Origin of the sequence: Amycolatopsis sp. ATCC 39116 (genome assembly GCF_000231075.2) — a bacterium.
Taxonomy (GTDB): domain Bacteria; phylum Actinomycetota; class Actinomycetes; order Mycobacteriales; family Pseudonocardiaceae; genus Amycolatopsis_E; species Amycolatopsis_E tucumanensis.
The window spans coordinates 187184-206312 of sequence record NZ_AFWY03000002.1; the positions used below are offsets into that span (position 1 = coordinate 187184).

Sequence of the window (19129 nt, forward strand, 5' to 3'; positions counted from 1 at the left end):
GATCAGCCCACCGGATAGGGCAGCAACATCGAGCGGACGGTCCGCTGGTAGGCGCCCGACAACGCGGCCTCGTCGGCCAGGTCGCCCTGCGTCACGTTGACGCGGATCAGGTTCTCGCCCGACACCCAGGTGGCCCGGTACACGATCGGCGAGGCGACGAGCTTGTGGAACACCACCTGCGGCGGGATGTTCGGCAGCTGGTCGCTGATCAGCACCAGGCCGTTGCGCACGTAGTACTGGCGCAGCTGGCCGGCGAGCGCGGTCGCGGTGGCGGAGCTGTCCAGCGGGATGACCGTCACCGAGATCTTCTCGTTGCCGGGACCGCTGGCGTCCGGCTGGCGCTGCGAACCGCGCCAGGCGACCTCCTGCACCGAGCGGCTGCTCAGCAGCGTGGCCTCGCCCTCATCCATGATCCCCAGGTCGACCAGCCGGTTGACCGGCAGCAGCCCGCTCTGGCCGTCCGCGGTGCCCTCGGTCGGCGGGATCTTGTCCAGCAGCGCCTGGTTGGGCGAGTTGCTGGCGGCGCTCGAGGTGGGCGGCGCCTGCGTGGTCGTGGTGCCGGCCTGGGTGTCGTCACCGCCGGAGGTCGTCAGGAAGATCGTCAGGCCCGCGGCGACCAGCACCACGACGACCGCGACGGAGATCCAGACGGCCTTGCCCTTGCCCTTGGCCGGCTTGTCGTCGAAGGCCTCCGGACCCTGCGCGACCGGGCTGATCGGCGGGAAGTCGGAGCCGCCCCACGGCGGGCTCGCGTCGGACTCCGGCGCGTTCCACGGCTGCTGCACCGGCTGCGGGCCGGACTGGGGGAACCCGGCGGGCGGGGAGGCCGGGAAGCCCGCGGGCGGCGACTGCGGCGCGGGCGGGTTGGCGACGTACTGGGTGCGCTCCGGGTCCACCGGCGGCCTGGCCTGCCAGTTCGGCGAGACGGCCTGTGTCGGCTCCGCGGAGAAGTTCTGCGGCTGCTGCTGGGGCGGCTGCGGCGTGCCCTGCGGCGGGCTGATCGGCGCGATCACCTGCGTCGAATCCGCGGAGTTGTCCTGCTGCTGCGGCGCCGGCTGCTGTGGCTGGGACGCGCTGTCGCTGTAGGACACCGCGGACGAGAGCACCTGGTCCCGGCGGACGCGGTAGTCGTCCGCGGAGAGACGTCCCGAGGCAAGCTCTTCGTCCAGCTTGCGCAACTCCTCCTGCCAGGACACCCGGTAGCCCCCTAATCTGCTCTGGACGAGGCGGAACGCGTCCGCCGGATAGCGCTACGGTGACGACGCACATTGTGCACGCCTACCCTGCTCATCGCCGGTGAGGGTCATTTCGTGACCTTGTTCTGGTTAGGGTGTGACGAGGAGGGGGCGAAATGGCGGCACGCTGGCCCGCCGTGGCCGCGGTCGCCGGGGGAACCGCGCTCATCGGCCTGCACGGCTGGTCCTACGGCAACTGGATCAACGACGACGCGGCGATCACCTTCGCCTACGCGCGGGACCTCGTCGACGGCGCGGGGCCGGTGCTCCAGCCGGGTGCCGAACCCGTCGAGGGGTTCTCGAACCCGGCCTGGCTCGTCCTGCTGGTACTGGGGAAGGTGCTGCGCCTCTTCGACACCGGCGCGATCTTCGGTGTGCCCGACTACGTCCTGTTCCCGAAAGCGCTCGGATTGCTGTGCTGCGCCGGTGTTCTCGCCGCGTGCCACTTCGCGGTGAGCCGTGTCACGCGGTGGGCGTGGCTGGTGACGTTGTTCGCGGGCGGGTTGCTGGCCGCGATCCCGTCGTTCGTGATCTGGTCGCTGTCCGGTTTGGAGAACCCGCTGTACGCGCTGGCGGTGGCTTGGCTGGCGGCGCTGTTGTTCGGCGCGGTGGCGGACGGGCGGGTGGCTGCCGTGCGGGTCGGTCTCGCCGCCGGTCTGCTGGCGGTGGTGGCGGCGCTGACCAGGCCGGACGGGGCGATCTTCCTGGTCGCGTACCCGGTGGTGGCGCTGGTGTTCGCGCGGCGGTGGCGGACGCTGCTCCCGGCGGGGGTGTCGGTGCTGGCGTTCGCGGTGCCGTACGGCGCGTACCTGTTGTGGCGGCACGCGGAGTTCGGGCGGTGGGTGCCGAACACGGCGGTGGCGAAGAACCAGCAGCCGCCGGCGTGGTCGAACGCCGGGCGGGTGGTGGAGCCGGTGGAGTACCTCGGCTGGCCGGTGGTGCTGGCCGGGCTGGTGACTGTGGGGCTGGCGTTCTGGCTGGTCCCGGCGTTGCGGCGGCCGTTGGTGGCGTGGCTGGTGCCAATGGTGCTCGCGCTGGCGGCGTACTGCGTGCTCAACCCGGAGCCGGGCGGCGAGTTCCGGTTCGCGACTCCGTTTTGGACGTTGGCGGCGCTGGTCGCGGCGCTGGCGGTGGTCGAGGTGATGCGGGCGCTGTCGGTGCGGTGGCGGGCGGTGCTGGCGGTCGTGCTGGTGGCCGCGGCGGTGCCGAGCGCGCCCGCGCTGGCGGACTCGGGGCGCGGGTTCGCGAGCGGCCCGGTGGTGCCGCTGTGCCAGATCGCGGACCGGTACGGGCGGTTGTTCAACGGGTACGCGGACACGATCGGCTTGCGGCAGGGGTCGGTGCTGCTGCCGGACGTCGGCGGGACGGCGTTGACCAGCCGGTTGCGGGTGGTGGACTCGGTGGGGCTGGCGGACGCGCGCATCGCGGACCTGGTGTCCACGGGGGACTTCCAGGGGTTGCGGGACTACGTGTTCGACGAGGTCAAGCCCACGTTCATCCACACGCACGTGCCGTGGACCGACCTGACGGGGCTGACGTCGGACGGGCGCCTGGCGGTCGAGTACGCGGCGGTGGTGCTGGACCGGACGGGCAAGAACGGCGACTGGGTGCGACTGGACGCGCTCGACGGCGACGACCTGGTGAACCTGCGGGCGTACGCGCGGGTCACCGTGCCACGCGTGGAAGCCTCGCGCGCGGCGGCGGTGACCGGGCGGTGTGGTGACGTGCTGCGGCCCGGCCAGGTGCCCTAGTTCGGCGGGAGGGCCGTGGCCAGGGAGGTCTTGGTCTGGGCGAGGCGTTCGGCCAGCGAGTTCGGGTCGCCGTCGAGGCCCTGGGACACCCAGATCGCGACGGCGTAGCTGCCGGAGGTGTACCACGTGCCGCTCATCTGGCCTGCCGAGTTGCTGCCGGTGACGGCCTTCGCGTCGGTCGACCCGGACGGGACGGTCTGCAGGCCGGCGGTGAGGGAGTGCTCGTAGAGGCCGCGGGTGATCGAGGCCGCGGCGGCGGGCGAGCTGGCGGGGACGACCAGGACGAGGTAGCCCTGCGGGCCCTGGGAGGAGCCGCGGAAGATGACCTGGTTCGCGCCGTTGTCCTTAAAAAGCTGGCCTTCCTCGCGGGAGTACAGCTTGAGGTCGATGCCCTGCTCGACGGTCAGGGTGCCGTTGTTGGTGCTCGGGGTGCCCGGCAGGGTCGGCAACCGCGCCTCGACGGCCTCCGGCGAGCTGACGGCGGAGGTGGTCGGCTGGGCGGTCGTGGTGGTGTTGTCGCCGCGCAGGAACCACACACCGGCCGCGACCATCGCGAGCACGACGACGACGCCGAGGGTGATGAACAACCAGGTGGGCTTGCGCTTCGGCGGCGCCTGCAACACGGGCGCGGCGTCGAAGGGAAGCTGCTGACCGGGCCCGTGCAGCGGCGGCGGCGGGGACATGCTGGGCAACGGCCGGGCAGGCGGAGGCACCGGATTCGTGACGACCGTCGGAGCGTCCTCGATGGAGGGGAAGCGCATCGAATCGGTGGCCCGCTCGTCGGCCGGGCTGGGGGCGCTCGTGGGCTTCTTGGTGGCGAGCAGCTGCGCCGAGATGCTCTGGGTGGGCCCTTCCTCCGTGGCGAGCGCACTGCCCACCTCGGGAGCCTGCTCACCCTGCGGTTGGCTCTGGGATTGGCCGGCTTGCGGCTGATTCTGCTGCTGGCCCTGCGGTTGGTCGGCCTGCTGGCCCTGCGGCTGGCTCTGGCCGCCTTGCTGCTGCCCAGCCTGCGGCTGCCCGCCCGGCTGCCCAGCCTGAGACTGGCCGCTGTGCGGCTGCCCCTGCGCGACCTGCGCGTGCCCGGCTTCAGCCTGCGGCTGGCCGGCCTGCGGCTGCTCCTGCTCCGTCTGGCTGCCCCCACCCTGGGGCTGGCCTTGCCCGGGCTGCGGTTGGGCGCCCGGCTCAACCTGGCCGCCCTGACCCTGCCCGACCTGACCCGCCTCGACCTGAGCCGGACCAGCCTGCGGCTGCCCCGCCGGAGCTTGCCCCGTCGCGCCGGTCTGAACCTGCCCGTACCCGTCCTGCGGCTGCCCGACTCCAGCAGGCGCCTGCCCCACCTGAGGCTGAATCCCCACCTGCTGCCCCGGCGCACCCGGAGCCTGCGGCTGCCCCGGCACCCCGGCGGGCCCCTGCGGCACCCCACCCACCGGCTGCTGCCCGTACTCGCCCGGGGGCACCTGCCCCTGCGGCCACCCCTGCGGCGCGAAACCCTGCGGCCCCCCGCCCTGCGGCGCGCCCTCCTGAGGCCACCCCTGCGGCGTCTGCGGCCACGGCGCCTGCCCCGGCTGTGGAGCGAACCCCGAACCGGCCGGATTCGCACTCTGCCACTGAGGCGCCCCGTCAACCCGCCCCCGCGGCGAGGCGACGGACGCCGGCGCCACGTTGCCCGACGCGGCGGCGAGCAGCTCGTCCCGCATCTTGCGGTGCTGGTGCTGGGTGATGGTCCCGTTGGCGAGCTCGGCGTCCAAACGGCGCAGCTCGTCCTGCCAACTCATCCCGGGGCTCCTCGGTCAACTTGCGCACGGTGGACGTCACCGAGAAGATAGCGCGATCACCGGTTCGATGGGTGCGGATGTGTCCGATCTGCCCTGCCTACCCCGCCGGCAGCAGCGGCTCCACCTTGTCGGCGAACGTCCGTGCGTCCGGGCACGCTCGAATGCCGTCGGCGGTATCGGACAGCGTGGCTATGACCAACACCCGTGCGTGCTCGGTCACCTCGAGTGCGATAGCGCAACCGCCGGTTGTGGTCTGCGCCTGCATCGCCCTTCGGCCGTTGATCGAGGAATTCACCACACCGGTGTTGGCCGTCGCGAATTCACTGAGTCCCTGTTCGGGATCCAGGGCCAACGCGAACGATCCCCAACCCGGCTTCACCGCGACGCACTGGTTCCGCGCGCTCTTGTTTTCCCCCGGGTTGAACCCCTGGCCTGCGTTGAGCTGATCCAGGAGCCGGCAAGCGTTCAGCCCGTTGAACACGTCCGCGCTCGCTGTCGGTGCGGTCGTGGGCGCGGGTGACGCTGTGCCGGCCACGGTGCTGGTGCATCCTGCCGCCGCGGCCGCGAAGCACACGAAGCCGGCCACAGCGTTGATGGTGCGGAACTTTGTGCTCACCGGGGTTCCTGGTCCTTGAAGGTGCTGAGAGTCTCGCTCACCGCGTCGTCGGCAACCTGGTACTTGCTGATCGCGATTTCGACCGCCTGCTGGAGAGTGGTCAGCAAGTCGACGGCAGCCGTGAAAACCTGGACGAGCGACTGGTCGTCCGAATCCATTGCGGTCAGGAAGTGGGCGGATGCCTTTTTGGCGTAGTCGTCGTTGCCGAATTTGGGCGCTTGCTGGAGCAGGTAGATCCTCGGCCGGATACCGTCCAGGCGTTCCTTCATCTGCTCGATGGCGCGGCGCAGGTGTGTGCCCGTCTCCTCGTCCACCGCCCACCGGCCGGCTTGCGCGTCCGCCAGCATGCGCTTCGCGTCGGTGTTCATCGTGTTCAGTTGTTGCTCGCCGCCGAAGACGTTGGCCACCTGGGTGGCCACGTCGCCGGAGTTGTCGCTCATGAGCCCTCCCTCGCTCGGCCAGCACGATATCGCCCGGGCTGCCCAGCTGCCAGCGACTACGCCGCCTCCTCCAGGTACGCCGCCGCTTGCAGGGTGAACAGTGACGCGTAGTCGCCGCCCTGGGACATCAGCTCCTCGTGCGTTCCTTCCTCCGCCAGGCGGCCCCGGTCGAGCAGCAGGATCTTCTCCGCCTGCCGCACCGTCGAGAACCGGTGCGAGATGTACAGCGTCGTCCGGCCCTCGGACAGCGCGCGCAGCCTCGCGAACAAATCATGCTCCGCCGCGGCGTCCAGCGCCGATGTCGGCTCGTCCAGGATCAGCACCGGCGCGTCCCGCATGAAGGCCCTCGCCAGCGCAATCTTCTGCCACTCCCCGCCGGACAGCGACACCCCCTGGTCGAACCACCGGCCCAGCGGGCTGTCGAAACCCCGCGGCAGCCGGGAAATCCGCGAAGCGACCCCGGCCCGCTCCGCCGCGTCCTCGATCCGCGGCCGGTCGTCCAGGGCGCCCAGCTGCCCGAGCCCGATGTTCTCCGCCGCCGTGCCCTGGTACGTCACGTAGTCCTGGAACATCGCCGAAATCCGGGACCGCAGCTCGTCCGGGTCGAACTCCCGCAGGTCCACCCCGTCCAGCAGGATCCGGCCCCCGGTCGGGTCGTACAGCCGGCACAACAGCTTGATCAGCGTCGACTTGCCCGCCCCGTTCCGCCCGACGACCGCCACCGTCTCCCCGGGCCGGATCTCGAACGACACGCCGTCCAGCGCCTTCTCCCCGGCGCCCGGGTAGCTGAACGACACGTTCTCGAACTCGATGTGCCCCCGCACCGGCTCGGGCAGCGGCTTCGCCACCGCGGGCGCCGTGATCCGCGGCGTGGTCCCCAGGAAGTCGTACAGCGTGTCCAGGTACAGGTTGTTCTCGTACATTCCGGAGAACCCGCTGAACAACCCCTGCACCGACGTCTGCACCGCCGCCGCGGCCGCCGTGTACAACGCCAGGTCCCCGATCGTCAGCCGCCCGGCCACCGCCTCCAGCGCGATGTACAGCGCGATCCCGGAACCGGCCAAAGTGGACAACAGGCTCCACGCCGTCCCCACGAAGTTGCGCCGCGTCGTCAGCTTCCGCTCACGCGCGTAGTAGTTCTGCCCGAGCCGCCGGAACCGGTCCACCAGGTACGGCCCGAGCCCGAACAGCTTGGTCTCCTTGGCGTAGGTATCGGTCGTGACCAGCGAGTTCAGGTAGTCCATCCGCCGCCGGATCGGCGACATCCACAGCGACAGCACGAACGCCCGCGACCCGTACTTCGACTGCGAGATGAACGCGGGCACCGGTGCGAGCAGCGCGACGACCGCCAGCAGCGGGCTCACCGACACCAGCAGCACCACCATGCTGCCGAACGTGATCGCGGTGCGCCCCAGCCCCAGCGCCGAGGTCAGCATCGACACCGGCCGCTGCGGCGCCTCCTGCGACGCCTGCCGCAGCTGGTCGTAGGACTCCGAATCCTCGAAGAACTGCAGGTCCAGCCTGCTCGCGTGGTCCATCACGCGGTGCCGGATGGTCAGCGTCATCCGCTCCTGCAGCAGCTGCTGCGCCGCGTTCGTCAGCGCCGTGCTGATCGCGGTCATCGTGAACACGCCGAACTCCAGCGCGGCCAGCTCGACGATCCGCGTGGTCGTCCCGTGCCCCTGCACCGCCGCGACCACCGCGTCCAGCAGCAGCTTCGCCACGTACGCGGTCAGCGTCGGCATCAAGCCGCTCACCACAGTGGACAGTGCGATCAGGACGGTGGTGAGCGGGCTCGCCTGCCAGGCCAGCCGGAACACCCGCGGCAACCCGCGCACCGTCCCGCTCGTCGCCTGCCGCAACCGGGCCAGCCGGGACCGCAGGTCCTTCGGCTCGTCCGCCCGCGCCGGGTCCGGGATGTCGACCGGGCCGGTCAGGCCGCTCTCGGCGACCGAACTGCTGCGCCGCCGCATCTGCCGCCGCAAGCTGATCGACGGGCCACCACCGTGCATCACGCCGCCACCGCCCCGTGCAGGAACACGTCGATCAGCTCCGCCGTGGCGAGCCCGCCCTGGTCGTCGCGGCGCCGGGCGAGCAGCAGCGACAGGAAGGTCGCCGCCAGCTTGTCCGCAGGCAGCCGCAACGCGTCCTCGTCGGTGAACAGATCGGCGAGCGACTCGCGCATCGCGCGGAACGACTCGCCCCGCCTGCCCTGCTTGAACTCGCCGCGCTTGAGCCTGCCGGAGGAGTGCAACGCGCCCATCAGCGCGCCCATCCGCTCCAGGTGGGCCGACAAGGCCTCCGCGGCTTCGGTGAGCCGGTCCGCCAGTGGCTGGTCGAGCGGGATCTCGGCGATCACCGCCAGCGCGCTGTCCGGTTTGAGCGCCTCGGCGACGCACGCGTCGAGCAGTTCGTCCTTGTCCTTGAAGGCGCGGAAGATCGTGCCCTCGCCGATCCCGGCGGCGCGCGCGATCTGGGCGGTCGTCACGGCGGCGCCGTGCTCGACGACCAGCGGCAGCACGGCCTGCACGATCATCCGGCGCCGGTCTTCGGCGCTCATGCCGGGCGCGCGCCGGCGGGGAGGAGCGGTCATGGCACCAGTGTGCGGAGTGAGCGCTCACTCCGTCAAGCGGGTAACGGAACGGGGCCGCGCCGGAACGCGGCCCCGAACCGTCAGTACGTGATCGCCATGGCCGGATCGGCCAGCAGCGCGCCGACGTCGGCGAGGAACTGCGAGCCCTGCTGCCCGTCGACCAGCCGGTGGTCGAAGCTCAGCGACAGCTGCAGCACCTTCCGCACGGCGAGCTGCCCGTCCACCACCCACGGCGCGTCCTTGATCGCGCCGAACGCCAGGATCGCGGCCTCGCCCGGGTTGATGATCGGCGTGCCGGTGTCGACCCCGAACACCCCGACGTTGGTGATGGTGATCGTCCCGTTGACCATGTCCGCGGGCGGGGTCTTGCCCTCGCGCGCGGTCGTGGTCAGCTGGTCCAGCGCCCGCGCCAGCTCGGGCAGCGACATGGCGTCCGCGTCCCGGATCTTCGGCACCACGAGCCCGCGGGGCGTCGCCGCGGCGATGCCCAGGTGCACGTAGTCCTTGTAGACGATCTCGCCGGCCGCCTCGTCCCAGGTGGCGTTGACGTCCGGCGTCCGCTTCACGGCCATGCACACGGCCTTGGCCGCGAAGGCCAGCGGGGTCAGCTTCACCCCGGCGAAGTCCGGGTGCTTCTTCAGCCGCTCGCGCAGTTCCATCATCGGCGTGACGTCGATGGTCAGGAACTCGGTGACGTGCGGCGCGGTGAACGCGCTGGACACCATCGCCTGCGCGGTCGCCTTGCGGACGCCCTTGACCGGCACCCGCCGCTCACGCGACCCGGCCACGGTCTGAGGCGCAGCGGGAGCAGCCGGACGGACCGCCCGCTCGACGTCCTCGCGCGTGATGATCCCACCGTCCGCCGACCCGGTCAGGGTCGACAAATCGACACCGAGGTCCTTGGCGAGCTTGCGCACCGGCGGCTTGGCCAGCGGCACGTAGCCACCCCGCGCCGCCGCGGGAGCCGGCGCTGGAGCAGCCGGAGCAGCCGGAGCGGCAGGCGGTGCGGCAGGCGGCGCGGCGGACGGAGCGGCCCGGCGCGGCCGGCGCCGCGCCTCGGTCGTCTTCGAGCCGTAGCCGACCAGCGGCTTCATCTCCTCCTCGGCGGCGGCAGGCGCCGGCGCGGACGAGCCGTTCACCGCCTGTGCCGGAGCGGCGGACGACCCGGCCGGGTCGACGTCGACGGTCAGCAGCGGCGCCCCGACCTCGACGGTCGCGCCGGGCTCGGCCAGGACCTCGGTGATCACACCGGCCCACGGGATGGGCAGCTCGACGGCGGCCTTCGCGGTCTCCACCTCGACGACGATCTGGTTGACCGCCACCTCGTCGCCGGGCTGCACCCGGACGTTCAGGATCTCGGCTTCGGTCAGGCCTTCGGCGGTGTCGGCGAGCAGGAACTGCTTGTACTCGGGCACCCCGCCTCACCAGCCCATCGCGCGGTCGACGGTGTGCAGCACCCGGTCCAGGTCGGGGAGGAAGTGCTCCTCGAGCTTGGACGGCGGGTACGGGGTGTCGAACCCGGTGGCCCGCAGCACCGGCGCCTCCAGCGAGTAGAAGCACTCCTGCTGCACGCGCGCGGCGATCTCCGAGGTGATCGACGATTCCGACGACGCCTCGCTGACCGCGACCAGACGCCCCGTGCGGCGCACCGACTCGAACACCGGCGCGAGGTCGAGCGGCGAGATCGTGCGCAGGTCGATGACCTCCAGCGACCGGCCCTCTTCCGCCGCGGCCTCGGCAGCATCCAGGCACACCTTGACCGACGGCCCGTAGGCGACCAGCGTGCAGTCGGTGCCCTGGCGCACCACCCGCGAGGCGAACAGCGGCCCCGGCGGCGTGCTGGTGTCCACTTCGGACTTGAGCTGCCCGTTGTGGTAGAGCCGCTTCGGCTCGAAGAACAGCACCGGGTCGTCGCAGTCGATGGCCTGCTGGATCATCCAGTATGCGTCGGCCGGGTTGGAGCACGACACGACCTTCAGCCCGGGAATGTGCGCGAACAGCGACTCCGGCGACTCGGAGTGGTGCTCGACCGCGCCGATCCCGCCGCCGAAGGGCACCCGCACGACCACCGGGACCTTGACCTTGCCCTGCGTGCGGTAGTGCAGCTTCGCCAGCTGCGAAGAGATCTGGTCGAAGCCGGGGAAGATGAAGCCCTCGAACTGGATCTCACACACCGGCCGGAACCCGCGCACGGCGAGGCCGACCGCGGTGCCGATGATGCCGGACTCGGCCAGCGGCGTGTCCAGCACGCGCTGCTCGCCGAAGTCCTTCTGCAGCCCGTCGGTGATGCGGAAGACGCCGCCGAGCTTGCCGACGTCCTCACCGAGGACGATGACCTTGTCGTCGGCCTCCATCGCGGCACGCAGGCCCAGGTTCAGGGCCTTGCCGATGGTCAGCTTCTGCACCGCGGGCACGGCACCGTCCACAGGGGACTTGACGGGGGCGGCCATCAGCGCTCACCCGCTTCCACGAAACCGGCGAGGTAGGACAGGTACTCGTCGCGCTGCGCGTCGAGCACGGGCGACGGTTCGGCGTAGACGTTGGCGAACACGCGTTCCGGCGGCGGTTCGGGCATGTTGAAGCAGAACTCGCGCAGGTCCGCGGCGAACGCGTCGGCCTCGGCCTGGATCTGCTCGAACCACGCCTGGTCGGCGAACCCGCTGCGCGCCAGGTGCACCCGCACGCGCTCGATGGGGTCCTTGTGCTTCCACACCTCGAGCTCGTCGGAGAGCCGGTAGCGGGTCGGGTCGTCGGTGGTGGTGTGGGCGTCCATCCGGTAGGTGAACGCCTCGATCAGCACCGGGCCGTTGCCGTGGCGGCACTCTTCGAGCGCCCACCGGGTCACCGCGAGGCAGGCCAGCACGTCGTTGCCGTCGACGCGGATGCCGGGGAACCCGTACCCACGCGCGCGCTGGTACAGCGGCAGGCGCGACTGGCGCTCGGTCGGCTCGGAGATCGCCCACTGGTTGTTCTGGCAGAAGAACACCAGCGGCGCGTCGTACACCGCGGCCCACACGAAGCCCTCGTGCACGTCGCCCTGCGAGGTGGCGCCGTCGCCGAAGTAGACGATCGTGGCCTCGCCGTCGTCGTCGCCGACCTTGCCCTCGAACTTCTGGCCCATCGCGTATCCGGCGGCGTTGAGGACCTGGTTGCCGATCACGATGGTGTACGGGTGGAAGCCGTGGGCCTGGAAGTCCCAGCCACCGTGGTCGGTGCACCGGAAGATGCCCAGCAGTTCCTTGAAGTCGACGCCGCGGGTGTAGGCCACGCCGTGTTCCCGGTAGCTGGGGAAGGCCATGTCCTGCGGCTTGAGCGCGCGGCCGGAGCCGACCTGCGCGGCTTCCTGGCCGAGCAGCGGGACCCAGATGCCGAGCTGGCCCTGGCGCTGCATGGCGTTGGCTTCCCGGTCGGCCCGGCGGACCAGCACCATGTCGCGGTAGAGCCCGCGCAGCGCTTCCGGGTCGATGTCGGAGATGTAGCGGTCGAACTGCGGCGAAGCGATCCGCTCGCCTTCGGGGGTGAGCAGCTGAGTCACCTCAGCGCCACCAGCGTCCGTGTTTCGCAAACCGGCGATCACCTGCTCCCGCGATGGTTGTGCGGCCTGTGCGGCCGGTCCTTCGCCGGGCTCCGGGTGCGTCCACTGTTCGGGGGACGGCATGCGCGTTCTCCTCGGTGTCCTGCCACGAGGCCGCTTGTGGCGGCCGCTGATGGCTGACCGGCGGCCACCGACGGTTCGGATCCGAAGCGCTCGGCAGCCGTCGGCCGTGACGGCTTACGGGGAACATCCTGACACGAACCAGCCCCGCGAGTGCAGGTCCGCGCCTGATTTGTTGCTGTGGAAGTCCGCCCTGAGCTGGGCAAACGCTCGGAAGCCCGACCGACGACCCACCGATAGTCGGCCCTGGAGGCGCGCGCTCACCTGCCCGGAAGTGACGGACGGGCCACCTCCGTCGCGGAGAGCGCTCGGGAGGTGGCCCGTCTCGGTGGTGCTGGTGACCTGCGTCACGCCACCCGGTTACAGGTTGGCCTTGGTGAACTGGTACTGCTGTGCCGCCTGTGAACTGAAGTTGTACTTGAGGGTGGCGAGCCCGAACGGCTTCGACGGGTCGACCTTGAACAGCGTGCTCGACCGCGGCGGGTTGCGGGTGTCGGCCGGGCCGTACTTGTAGTCGCCGGTCAGGCCGTCGAAGGACACCGTGCCCAGCTCGCTGGACGCCTTGAGGATGCCGTCGCGGGACAGGTCGCCCAGCTCGACGGCCTTCTCCAGCACCGCGGTCATCGCGCGGGCCTGGTTGTAGCCGAACGCGAAGTAGTAGTCCGGCTCCTGCTGCGGCGCGAACTGGTTCTTCCGGTTGACCATGTCGGCCATGCCGGGCACGGAGTTGTCGCCCCACTCGGTGCCCTCGGCGACGATCGTGACGTACTGCTGCAGGTACGGCGCGATCGCGGACTTGGCGAACGCCGACGTGTAGCTCGGCGACTGCCCGTACCACTTCGGCGCGAACCGGGCCTGCGCCGCGGTGCCCCAGATCTTGGCAGCGTCCGTCGGGGTCGCGGTCAGGAACACCATCTGGCAGCCCGCGCCGGCGAGCGCGCCGATCTGCCCGGCGTAGTTCTCCGTGCCCGACTTGAAGCGCTGCGTGTTCGCCACGGTGAAGCCGTAGCTCTTCGCCGCGAAGTCGATCCCGGCCTGGCCCGCCTCGCCGTAGACGTCGTCCTGGACCATCGTGCAGATCCTGGAGTCCTTGGTGCCGCCGCCCTCGGTGAGGTAGTGGTCCATGGCGTTGATCGACTGCACCTGGTACGGGCCGCCGACCGGCAGCAGGTTCTCCTCACGCACCCACAGCGCGTCCAGCGAAGCGGGCGCGGCGAGCATCTTGTCCGCGCGCAGCTGCGGCAGCACGGCCAGCGTCGACGGCGTGCCCAGCAGCTGGGTGAATGCGACGACGTCGCCCTTGACCTTGTTGTACTGCTGCACCGCCACTTCCGGCCGGTACTGGGTGTCCTCCTGGACCAGCTCGACCTTGTACTTGCCCGCGATGCCGCCGCGGGCGTTGAGCGCGTCGAACCAGACCTTGTTGCCCGAGGTCAGCGGCTGCCCGATGACCGCGACCGGCCCGGACAGCGGGGACAGCACGCCGAGCTTGATCGTGGTGCCGTCGAAGCCGGTGGTGGCGCCGGGGTTGCCGGCCTGCCCGCCGCCACCGCCTTCGTCGTCGCCCGCGCCGCCGCACGCGGCGAGCACGAGCGTCGCCGCGGCCAGTGCCGCCGCGATCCGCGTTCTCTTCATGGACGCCTCCAGGACTAGTAGGAAAACGGCCAGGCCTTGAAATAGGTCTTGACGCGCAGCCAGATGCCCGCGAGCCCGCGTGGTTCGAGCACCAGGAACAGCACGATCAGCAACCCGAAGATGGCCTGGTTGAGGGCGAACACACTGATGAACCCCGAATCGCCCACGCTCGTCTGGACGCCGGGAATGACGTCGCTGTAGCGGTCGATCAACGCGGGCAGCGCGCCGACGAACAGCGCCCCGAGCACCGATCCGAAGATCGTGCCGAGACCGCCGACGATGATCACCGCGATGTACTGGATGGACAGCAGTAGGTTCCACTCGTCGGGGCTGACGAACTGCTGGTAGGACCCGAACAGCGCGCCCGCCACGGACGCGATCGCGCTGGAGATCATGAACGCGCCGATCTTGTACCGGCCCGCCCGCACGCCGATCACCTCGGCGGCCTGGTCGCGGTCCCGCACCGCCTGCAGCGCGCGGCCGGGGCGGGTGCGGGCCAGGTTCTTCACCAGCAGCGCCACCAGCCCGACCAGCGCCCAGACCAGCCAGAACCAGCCCTGGTTGCGCGAGTAGCTCTCGCCGAAGATCGACAGGTCGGCGAAGTTCACCGGCCCGATCGCGACGTCGGCGTTGACCGAGGTGCCGGAGTTGCCGCCGGTGAAGTCGTCGAGGTTGCGCCACAGGTGCTCGCCGACGAACACCAGCCCGAGCGTGACGATCGCCAGGTAGTGGCCGCGCAGCCGCAGCGTGAACGGCCCGATCAGCCCGCCCAGCAACGCGCCGATCCCGGCGGCCGCGAGCAGCCACAGCGGGAACGGCAGGCCGAAGTCGCCGCCGACCTTGGCCGTCACGTACGCGCCCGCGCCGATGAAGAACGCGTGCCCGAGCGAGATTTGCCCGCAGTATCCGGTGAGCAGGTTGAGGCCGATCGCGCCGACCGCGGTGATGCCGGCGTAGATCAGCACGGACAGCCAGAAGTCGTCCTGCAGCACCGTCGGCAGCACCAGGAACGCCGCGATCATCAGCGCCAGCCCGAACTTCGACATCGGCGAGCCGAACAGGCGCAGGTCCTGGGCGTAGTCCCGGACGAGGTTGCGGTGCGGCTTGGGCATCAGATCCTCCGTACGTCCTTGGTTCCCAGCAGGCCGTACGGCCGGATCAGCAGGATCACGATCATCAGCAGGTAGGGCACGATGATCGACACGTTGTCGCCCGCCCAGGAGAACAACTGGTCCTGGTAGCCGCGGGTGAGCGCCTCGGCGAGCCCGATCACGATGCCGCCGAGCACCGCGCCCGCGGGCGAGTCGAGGCCGCCGAGGATCATCGCCGGGAACGCCGCGAGCGCGATGAACCCGATCGACGGGGAGAGCCCGCCCGGCCCGGCCGCCATGGTGATCCCGGCGAGCGCGGCCAGCGCCGACGCGATGGCCCACGAGACCGCGTACACCCGGCGTGCGCTGATCCCCTGCGCCAGCGCCGCTTCCGGGTCGAACGCGGTGGCCCGCATCGCCAGGCCGAGCGAGGTGAAGCGGAAGAACAGGAAGAACCCGACGACGACCGCCGCGGTCAGCCCGATCGTCCACAGGTCCCGCACGCCGAAGACGATCCCGCCTGCTTCGACGGTCTGGATGTTCCACGGGTTCTCGACCTGCAGGTTGTCGAAGCCCCAGATCGCCGTGATCAGCGGCTCCAGCACGAACAGCAGGCCGATGGTGATCATGATGACCGCGAACGGGGGCTGCCCGACCATGCGCCGCAACACGATCCGCTCGAACCCGGCGCCCACCAGGGCCGCCGACGCGCACGCCAGCAGGATCGCCACACCGAAGGCGATCGCCAGGTTGTTGGCGAAGGTGAACCCGAGGTAGGCGCCGAGCGCGAGCAGCCCGCCCTGCGCGAAGTTGATCACCCCCGTCGATTTGTAGATGACCACGAAACCCAGCGCCACCAGGGCGTAGGTGGACCCGAGGGCGAGTCCGGCGAAGCAGTTCTGCAGGAACGTCGTCACCGGTACATCGCCTCGATCTCGTGCTCGAACCGCAGCTCGATGGCCCGTCGCTTGACCTTCTGCGTCGCGGTCAGCTCGCCGGCCTCGTGGTCGAGTTCCTTGCCGATCAACGAGAACCGCTTGATCTGCTCGACCTGCGAGAACTCCCGGTTGGTCTCGTCGACCACCTGCTGGATCAGCGCCACCACCTCGGGTTTGGCCGACAGGTCGGCGTAGGTCGTGTACGCGAGGCCGCGGCGGGTCGCCCAGTTGCCGACCGTCTCCGCCTCGATCCCGATCAACGCGGTGAGGTACTTGCGGCGGTCCCCGATCACGATCGCCTCGCGCACGAACGGCGAGACCTTCAGCCGGTTCTCGATCTCCGACGGCGAGATGTTCTTGCCGCCCGCGGTGATGATGATGTCCTTCTTGCGGTCGGTGATTCGCAGGAACCCGTCGGCGTCGATCTCGCCGACGTCGCCGGTGTGCAGCCAGCCGTCCGCGTCCACCGCCGCCGCGGTGGCCTCCGGGTTGCGGAAGTAGCCCTGGAACACCCCGGCCGAGCGGGTGAGGATCTCGCCGTCCTCGGCGATGCGGACCTCCACGCCGGGCAGCGGTCTGCCGACCGCGCCGAGCCGCACGTCGCCGTCCGGGGTGAGCGTGGCCAGCGCGGTGTTCTCGGTCTGGCCGTAGCCCTCGCGCACCGGAACCCCGATGGCCCACAGGTATTCCAGCACCTGCGGCGCGATCGGCGCGGCGCCGGACAACGCGGTGCGGACCCGGACCAGTCCGAGTTTCTCCCGCAGGGCGCGGAAAACGAGGAACTCCGCGAGCCACAGCCGGAACCGGTCGCCCGCGGACAGCCGCCCGGTCATGCGGCGGGGCGCGATCCGGCGGCCCTGCTTGAGCCAGAACCGGTAGAGACCGCGCTTGAGCCGCGAGGCGTCGGCCATCCGGATCTCGGTGCCCGCCAGCATCTTCTCCCACACTCGCGGCACGCCGAGGAACACCGTCGGCTGCACGTCGCGCAGGTCGTTGAGGAAGGACGGGCCGCCCTCGCCGAAGTTGACCACCGAACCCGCCCACACCGAGTCGATCACCGAGGTCAGCCGCTCGGCGATGTGGCACAGCGGCAGGTAGGACAGCACCTCGTCGTCCGGGCCGCCGCCGAGCGCGTCGATGAAGGTGCGCCCGGCCGCGACGAGGTTGGCGTGCGAGATCATCGCGCCCTTGGGCGGTCCGGTGGTGCCGGAGGTGTAGACGAGGATGGCGGTGGCGTCCGGGTCGAGCCGGGACACCGACTCCTGGTAGTCGCGCAACGCGTTGTCCCGCGGGCGTTCCAGCTGCTCGAACGTCATCAGGTCGGGCAGCGCCTCCACGCGCACCCCGCGCGGGTCCATCACCACCAGACGCCGCAGGTCGGGCAGTCTGCCGCGCACCGCGAGCGCCTTGTCCAGCTGCTCCTCGTCCTCGGCGATCAGCACCTTCGCGCCGGAGTGCGACAGCAGGTACTCGACCTCGGTCTCGGGCGAGGTCGGGTAGACGCCCATGCTGATCGCGCCGATGCCCTGCACGGCCAGGTCGGCGACCACCCACTCGGGCCGGTTCTCGGCGTGGATCGCCACCCGGTCGCCCGGCTCGACGCCGAGTTCGCGCAGGCCGGCGGCGACGTTGGCGACCCGCTCGGCGTAGGCGGACCAGGTCCACTCGCGCCAGCGGCCGCGGTGCTTCTCCCGCATCGCGGTCTTGTCGCCCAGCGTGCGGGCGTGTTCCAGCAAGCGCGCGGGCAGCGTCCGCACGTCCGGGGGAGCGGCCAGTGCCGTGCTCATCGCGCACCGCCCAGGTAGGCCTCGATGACAGCGGGGTGGTTCTGGATCTCCGACGGCTTGCCGGTGGCGATCGCGACGCCGAAGTCCAGGGCGAGCACCCGGTCGGCGAGATCCATGACCAGGCGCATGTCGTGCTCGACGAGGATCATCGCCAGGCCCAGCTCCCGCCGGACCTCGACCAGGTAGCGCGCGGTGTCCTCGGTCTCCTCCAGGTTCATGCCGGCGACCGGCTCGTCGAGCAGCAGCAGCGACGGTTCCATCGCCAGCGCGCGGCCCAGCTCGGCGCGTTTCGCGACGCCGTAGGGGAGCATCCCGGCGGGCATCCGGCGGTACGGCTCGAGTTCGAGCAGTTCGACGATCTCCTCGACGGCCGCGCGGTGCCGGACCTCCTCCCGCTTCGCGCGGCCCCACCAGAGCATCCCGGTGCCGAACCCGGTGCGCATCAGGTGGTGGCGGCCGAGCATCAGGTTCTCGATGAGCGTGAGGTGCTCGAACAGGCCGAGGTTCTGGAACGTGCGCGCGACGCCCATCGCGGCGATGGCGGCGGGCGCGCGGCCGACCAGCCGTTGGCCGTCGAGCGTGATGCTGCCCTCCTGCGGGCGGTAGACCCCGTTGAGGCAGTTGAAAATCGACGTCTTGCCCGCGCCGTTCGGGCCGATCACGGCGAACAGCTCGCCGCGGCCGACCTCGAAGCTGACGCCGTCCAGCGCCGTGACCCCGCCGAACCGCAGTGTCAGGTCGCGGACTTCGAGGATCGGTCGATCGGTGTCGGCTTCGTCCTCCCGGGCGGGTGCGGGGTCGCTGGTGGTCACGCGCTCCATCGCTTCTTCCTCCGGTAGCTCTTGACTTCGGCGAAGCTGCGCCGCTCCTCGTGCTGGGCGGCGCCGAGGTAGAACTCGCGGATGTCCTCGTCGGCGAGGAGTTCGGCGGCGGGGCCGTCCTTGACGACCTTCCCGGTTTCGACGACGTAGCCGGACCCGGCGATCGACAGCGCCATCACGGCGTTCTGCTCGACCAGCAGGACGCTGGTGCCCTGGCCGTTGATCTCGACGATGATGTCCCGCACCTGCTCGACCAGCTTGGGCGCGAGACCGAGCGAGGGCTCGTCGAGCAGCAGGAGCTTCGGCGACGCCATGAGCGCGCGGCCGATCGCGAGCATCTGCTGCTCGCCGCCGGAGAGGTAACCGGCGATCGAGCGGCGGCGCTCTTTCAGTACCGGGAACAGGTCCATCACCCTGGCGTAAGACTCGCGGACCTCGGTGCGGGAGCGGCGGGTGTAGGCGCCGGTGCGCAGGTTCTCGTCGACGGTGATCTCGGCGAAGATCCGCCTGCCCTCCATCACCTGCGCGATGCCCTTGCGCACCACGACGGCTGGGTCGGCGCCGGTGATGTCCTCGTCGCGGAAGCGGACCGTGCCCTTGGTGATCTTGCCGCGGTGTGGCACGAGCAGGCCGGTGATCGCCCGCAGCAGGGTCGTCTTGCCCGCTCCGTTCGCGCCCAGCAGCGTGACGATCGCGCCGTCGGGGACCTCCAGGCTGAGGCCCCGGAGGACCAGCACCACGTCGTCGTACACCACTTCGAGGTTGTTCACCGCCAGCACGGGTGGTGACAAG

16 protein-coding genes are annotated in these 19129 nt (G+C 70.7%); 1 reads left to right on the plus strand and 15 read right to left on the minus strand.

What is annotated here, in order from left to right:
- Positions 1-2 precede the first annotated feature (2 nt).
- Positions 3-1178: a hypothetical protein gene (locus AMY39116_RS0303565; protein WP_020416337.1), complete on the minus strand. Its 1176-nt coding sequence runs from the start codon at positions 1176-1178 to the stop codon at positions 3-5.
- A gap of 173 nt (positions 1179-1351) precedes the next feature.
- Here AMY39116_RS0303565 and AMY39116_RS0303570 point away from each other — a divergent pair, with 173 nt between their 5' ends.
- Positions 1352-2986: a hypothetical protein gene (locus AMY39116_RS0303570; protein ID WP_020416338.1), complete on the plus strand. Its 1635-nt coding sequence runs from the start codon at positions 1352-1354 to the stop codon at positions 2984-2986.
- Here the strand turns inward: AMY39116_RS0303570 and AMY39116_RS44580 are convergent.
- The 14 genes from AMY39116_RS44580 to AMY39116_RS0303640 form a co-directional block, all read right to left on the minus strand.
- Entirely contained in the window at positions 2983-4761 is a 1779-nt protein-coding gene (locus AMY39116_RS44580) for a hypothetical protein (RefSeq protein ID WP_020416339.1), read from the minus strand. The genes AMY39116_RS0303570 and AMY39116_RS44580 overlap by 4 nt on opposite strands.
- A 97-nt stretch (positions 4762-4858) precedes the next feature.
- Complete coding sequence (locus tag AMY39116_RS0303580) at positions 4859-5377, minus strand: hypothetical protein (RefSeq protein ID WP_020416340.1); 519 nt, start codon at positions 5375-5377, stop codon at positions 4859-4861.
- Positions 5374-5817, minus strand: coding sequence for a hypothetical protein (locus AMY39116_RS0303585; protein WP_020416341.1), 444 nt, complete (start codon positions 5815-5817; stop codon positions 5374-5376). Before AMY39116_RS0303585 ends, AMY39116_RS0303580 begins: the two co-directional genes overlap by 4 nt.
- Positions 5818-5873: 56 nt before the next feature.
- Entirely contained in the window at positions 5874-7829 is a 1956-nt protein-coding gene (locus AMY39116_RS0303590) for an ABC transporter ATP-binding protein (protein WP_020416342.1), read from the minus strand.
- Entirely contained in the window at positions 7829-8377 is a 549-nt protein-coding gene (locus tag AMY39116_RS0303595; RefSeq protein WP_020416343.1) for a TetR/AcrR family transcriptional regulator, read from the minus strand. Before AMY39116_RS0303595 ends, AMY39116_RS0303590 begins: the two co-directional genes overlap by 1 nt.
- Before the next feature lie 113 nt (positions 8378-8490).
- Positions 8491-9825: a dihydrolipoamide acetyltransferase family protein gene (locus tag AMY39116_RS0303600; protein ID WP_020416344.1), complete on the minus strand. Its 1335-nt coding sequence runs from the start codon at positions 9823-9825 to the stop codon at positions 8491-8493.
- A 6-nt stretch (positions 9826-9831) separates the two neighbouring features.
- Complete coding sequence (locus AMY39116_RS0303605; protein ID WP_020416345.1) at positions 9832-10860, minus strand: alpha-ketoacid dehydrogenase subunit beta; 1029 nt, start codon at positions 10858-10860, stop codon at positions 9832-9834.
- On the minus strand, positions 10860-12068 hold the full coding sequence (gene pdhA / locus AMY39116_RS0303610; protein ID WP_027935599.1) for a pyruvate dehydrogenase (acetyl-transferring) E1 component subunit alpha: 1209 nt from the start codon (positions 12066-12068) through the stop codon (positions 10860-10862). Before pdhA ends, AMY39116_RS0303605 begins: the two co-directional genes overlap by 1 nt.
- 357 nt (positions 12069-12425) lie before the next feature.
- Entirely contained in the window at positions 12426-13700 is a 1275-nt protein-coding gene (locus AMY39116_RS0303615) for an ABC transporter substrate-binding protein (protein ID WP_020416347.1), read from the minus strand.
- A 14-nt stretch (positions 13701-13714) separates the two neighbouring features.
- Complete coding sequence (locus AMY39116_RS0303620) at positions 13715-14812, minus strand: branched-chain amino acid ABC transporter permease (RefSeq protein WP_020416348.1); 1098 nt, start codon at positions 14810-14812, stop codon at positions 13715-13717.
- Positions 14812-15708: a branched-chain amino acid ABC transporter permease gene (locus AMY39116_RS0303625; protein WP_020416349.1), complete on the minus strand. Its 897-nt coding sequence runs from the start codon at positions 15706-15708 to the stop codon at positions 14812-14814. Before AMY39116_RS0303625 ends, AMY39116_RS0303620 begins: the two co-directional genes overlap by 1 nt.
- Complete coding sequence (locus AMY39116_RS0303630) at positions 15705-17516, minus strand: long-chain fatty acid--CoA ligase (protein ID WP_020416350.1); 1812 nt, start codon at positions 17514-17516, stop codon at positions 15705-15707. Before AMY39116_RS0303630 ends, AMY39116_RS0303625 begins: the two co-directional genes overlap by 4 nt.
- A complete protein-coding gene (locus tag AMY39116_RS0303635) occupies positions 17513-18337 on the minus strand; it encodes an ABC transporter ATP-binding protein (protein WP_020416351.1) in 825 nt (274 codons plus the stop codon). Before AMY39116_RS0303635 ends, AMY39116_RS0303630 begins: the two co-directional genes overlap by 4 nt.
- Positions 18325-19116, minus strand: coding sequence for an ATP-binding cassette domain-containing protein (locus tag AMY39116_RS0303640; RefSeq protein ID WP_020416352.1), 792 nt, complete (start codon positions 19114-19116; stop codon positions 18325-18327). The genes AMY39116_RS0303635 and AMY39116_RS0303640 overlap by 13 nt, the downstream gene beginning before the upstream one ends.
- Positions 19117-19129 lie beyond the last annotated feature (13 nt).

Bases quoted from the DNA above. Each gene is read 5' to 3' on its own strand.
- AMY39116_RS0303590 (WP_020416342.1), bottom strand. From the start codon at position 7,829: ATGCACGGTGGTGGCCCGTCGATCAGCTTGCGGCGGCAGATGCGGCGG.
- AMY39116_RS0303635 (WP_020416351.1), bottom strand. From the start codon at position 18,337: ATGGAGCGCGTGACCACCAGCGACCCCGCACCCGCCCGGGAGGACGAA.
- AMY39116_RS0303585 (WP_020416341.1), bottom strand. From the start codon at position 5,817: ATGAGCGACAACTCCGGCGACGTGGCCACCCAGGTGGCCAACGTCTTC.
- AMY39116_RS0303620 (WP_020416348.1), bottom strand. From the start codon at position 14,812: ATGCCCAAGCCGCACCGCAACCTCGTCCGGGACTACGCCCAGGACCTG.
- AMY39116_RS0303570 (WP_020416338.1), top strand. From the start codon at position 1,352: ATGGCGGCACGCTGGCCCGCCGTGGCCGCGGTCGCCGGGGGAACCGCG.
- AMY39116_RS0303630 (WP_020416350.1), bottom strand. From the start codon at position 17,516: ATGAGCACGGCACTGGCCGCTCCCCCGGACGTGCGGACGCTGCCCGCG.
- AMY39116_RS0303595 (WP_020416343.1), bottom strand. From the start codon at position 8,377: ATGAGCGCCGAAGACCGGCGCCGGATGATCGTGCAGGCCGTGCTGCCG.
- AMY39116_RS0303605 (WP_020416345.1), bottom strand. From the start codon at position 10,860: ATGGCCGCCCCCGTCAAGTCCCCTGTGGACGGTGCCGTGCCCGCGGTG.
- AMY39116_RS0303615 (WP_020416347.1), bottom strand. From the start codon at position 13,700: ATGAAGAGAACGCGGATCGCGGCGGCACTGGCCGCGGCGACGCTCGTG.
- pdhA (WP_027935599.1), bottom strand. From the start codon at position 12,068: ATGCCGTCCCCCGAACAGTGGACGCACCCGGAGCCCGGCGAAGGACCG.
- AMY39116_RS44580 (WP_020416339.1), bottom strand. From the start codon at position 4,761: ATGAGTTGGCAGGACGAGCTGCGCCGTTTGGACGCCGAGCTCGCCAAC.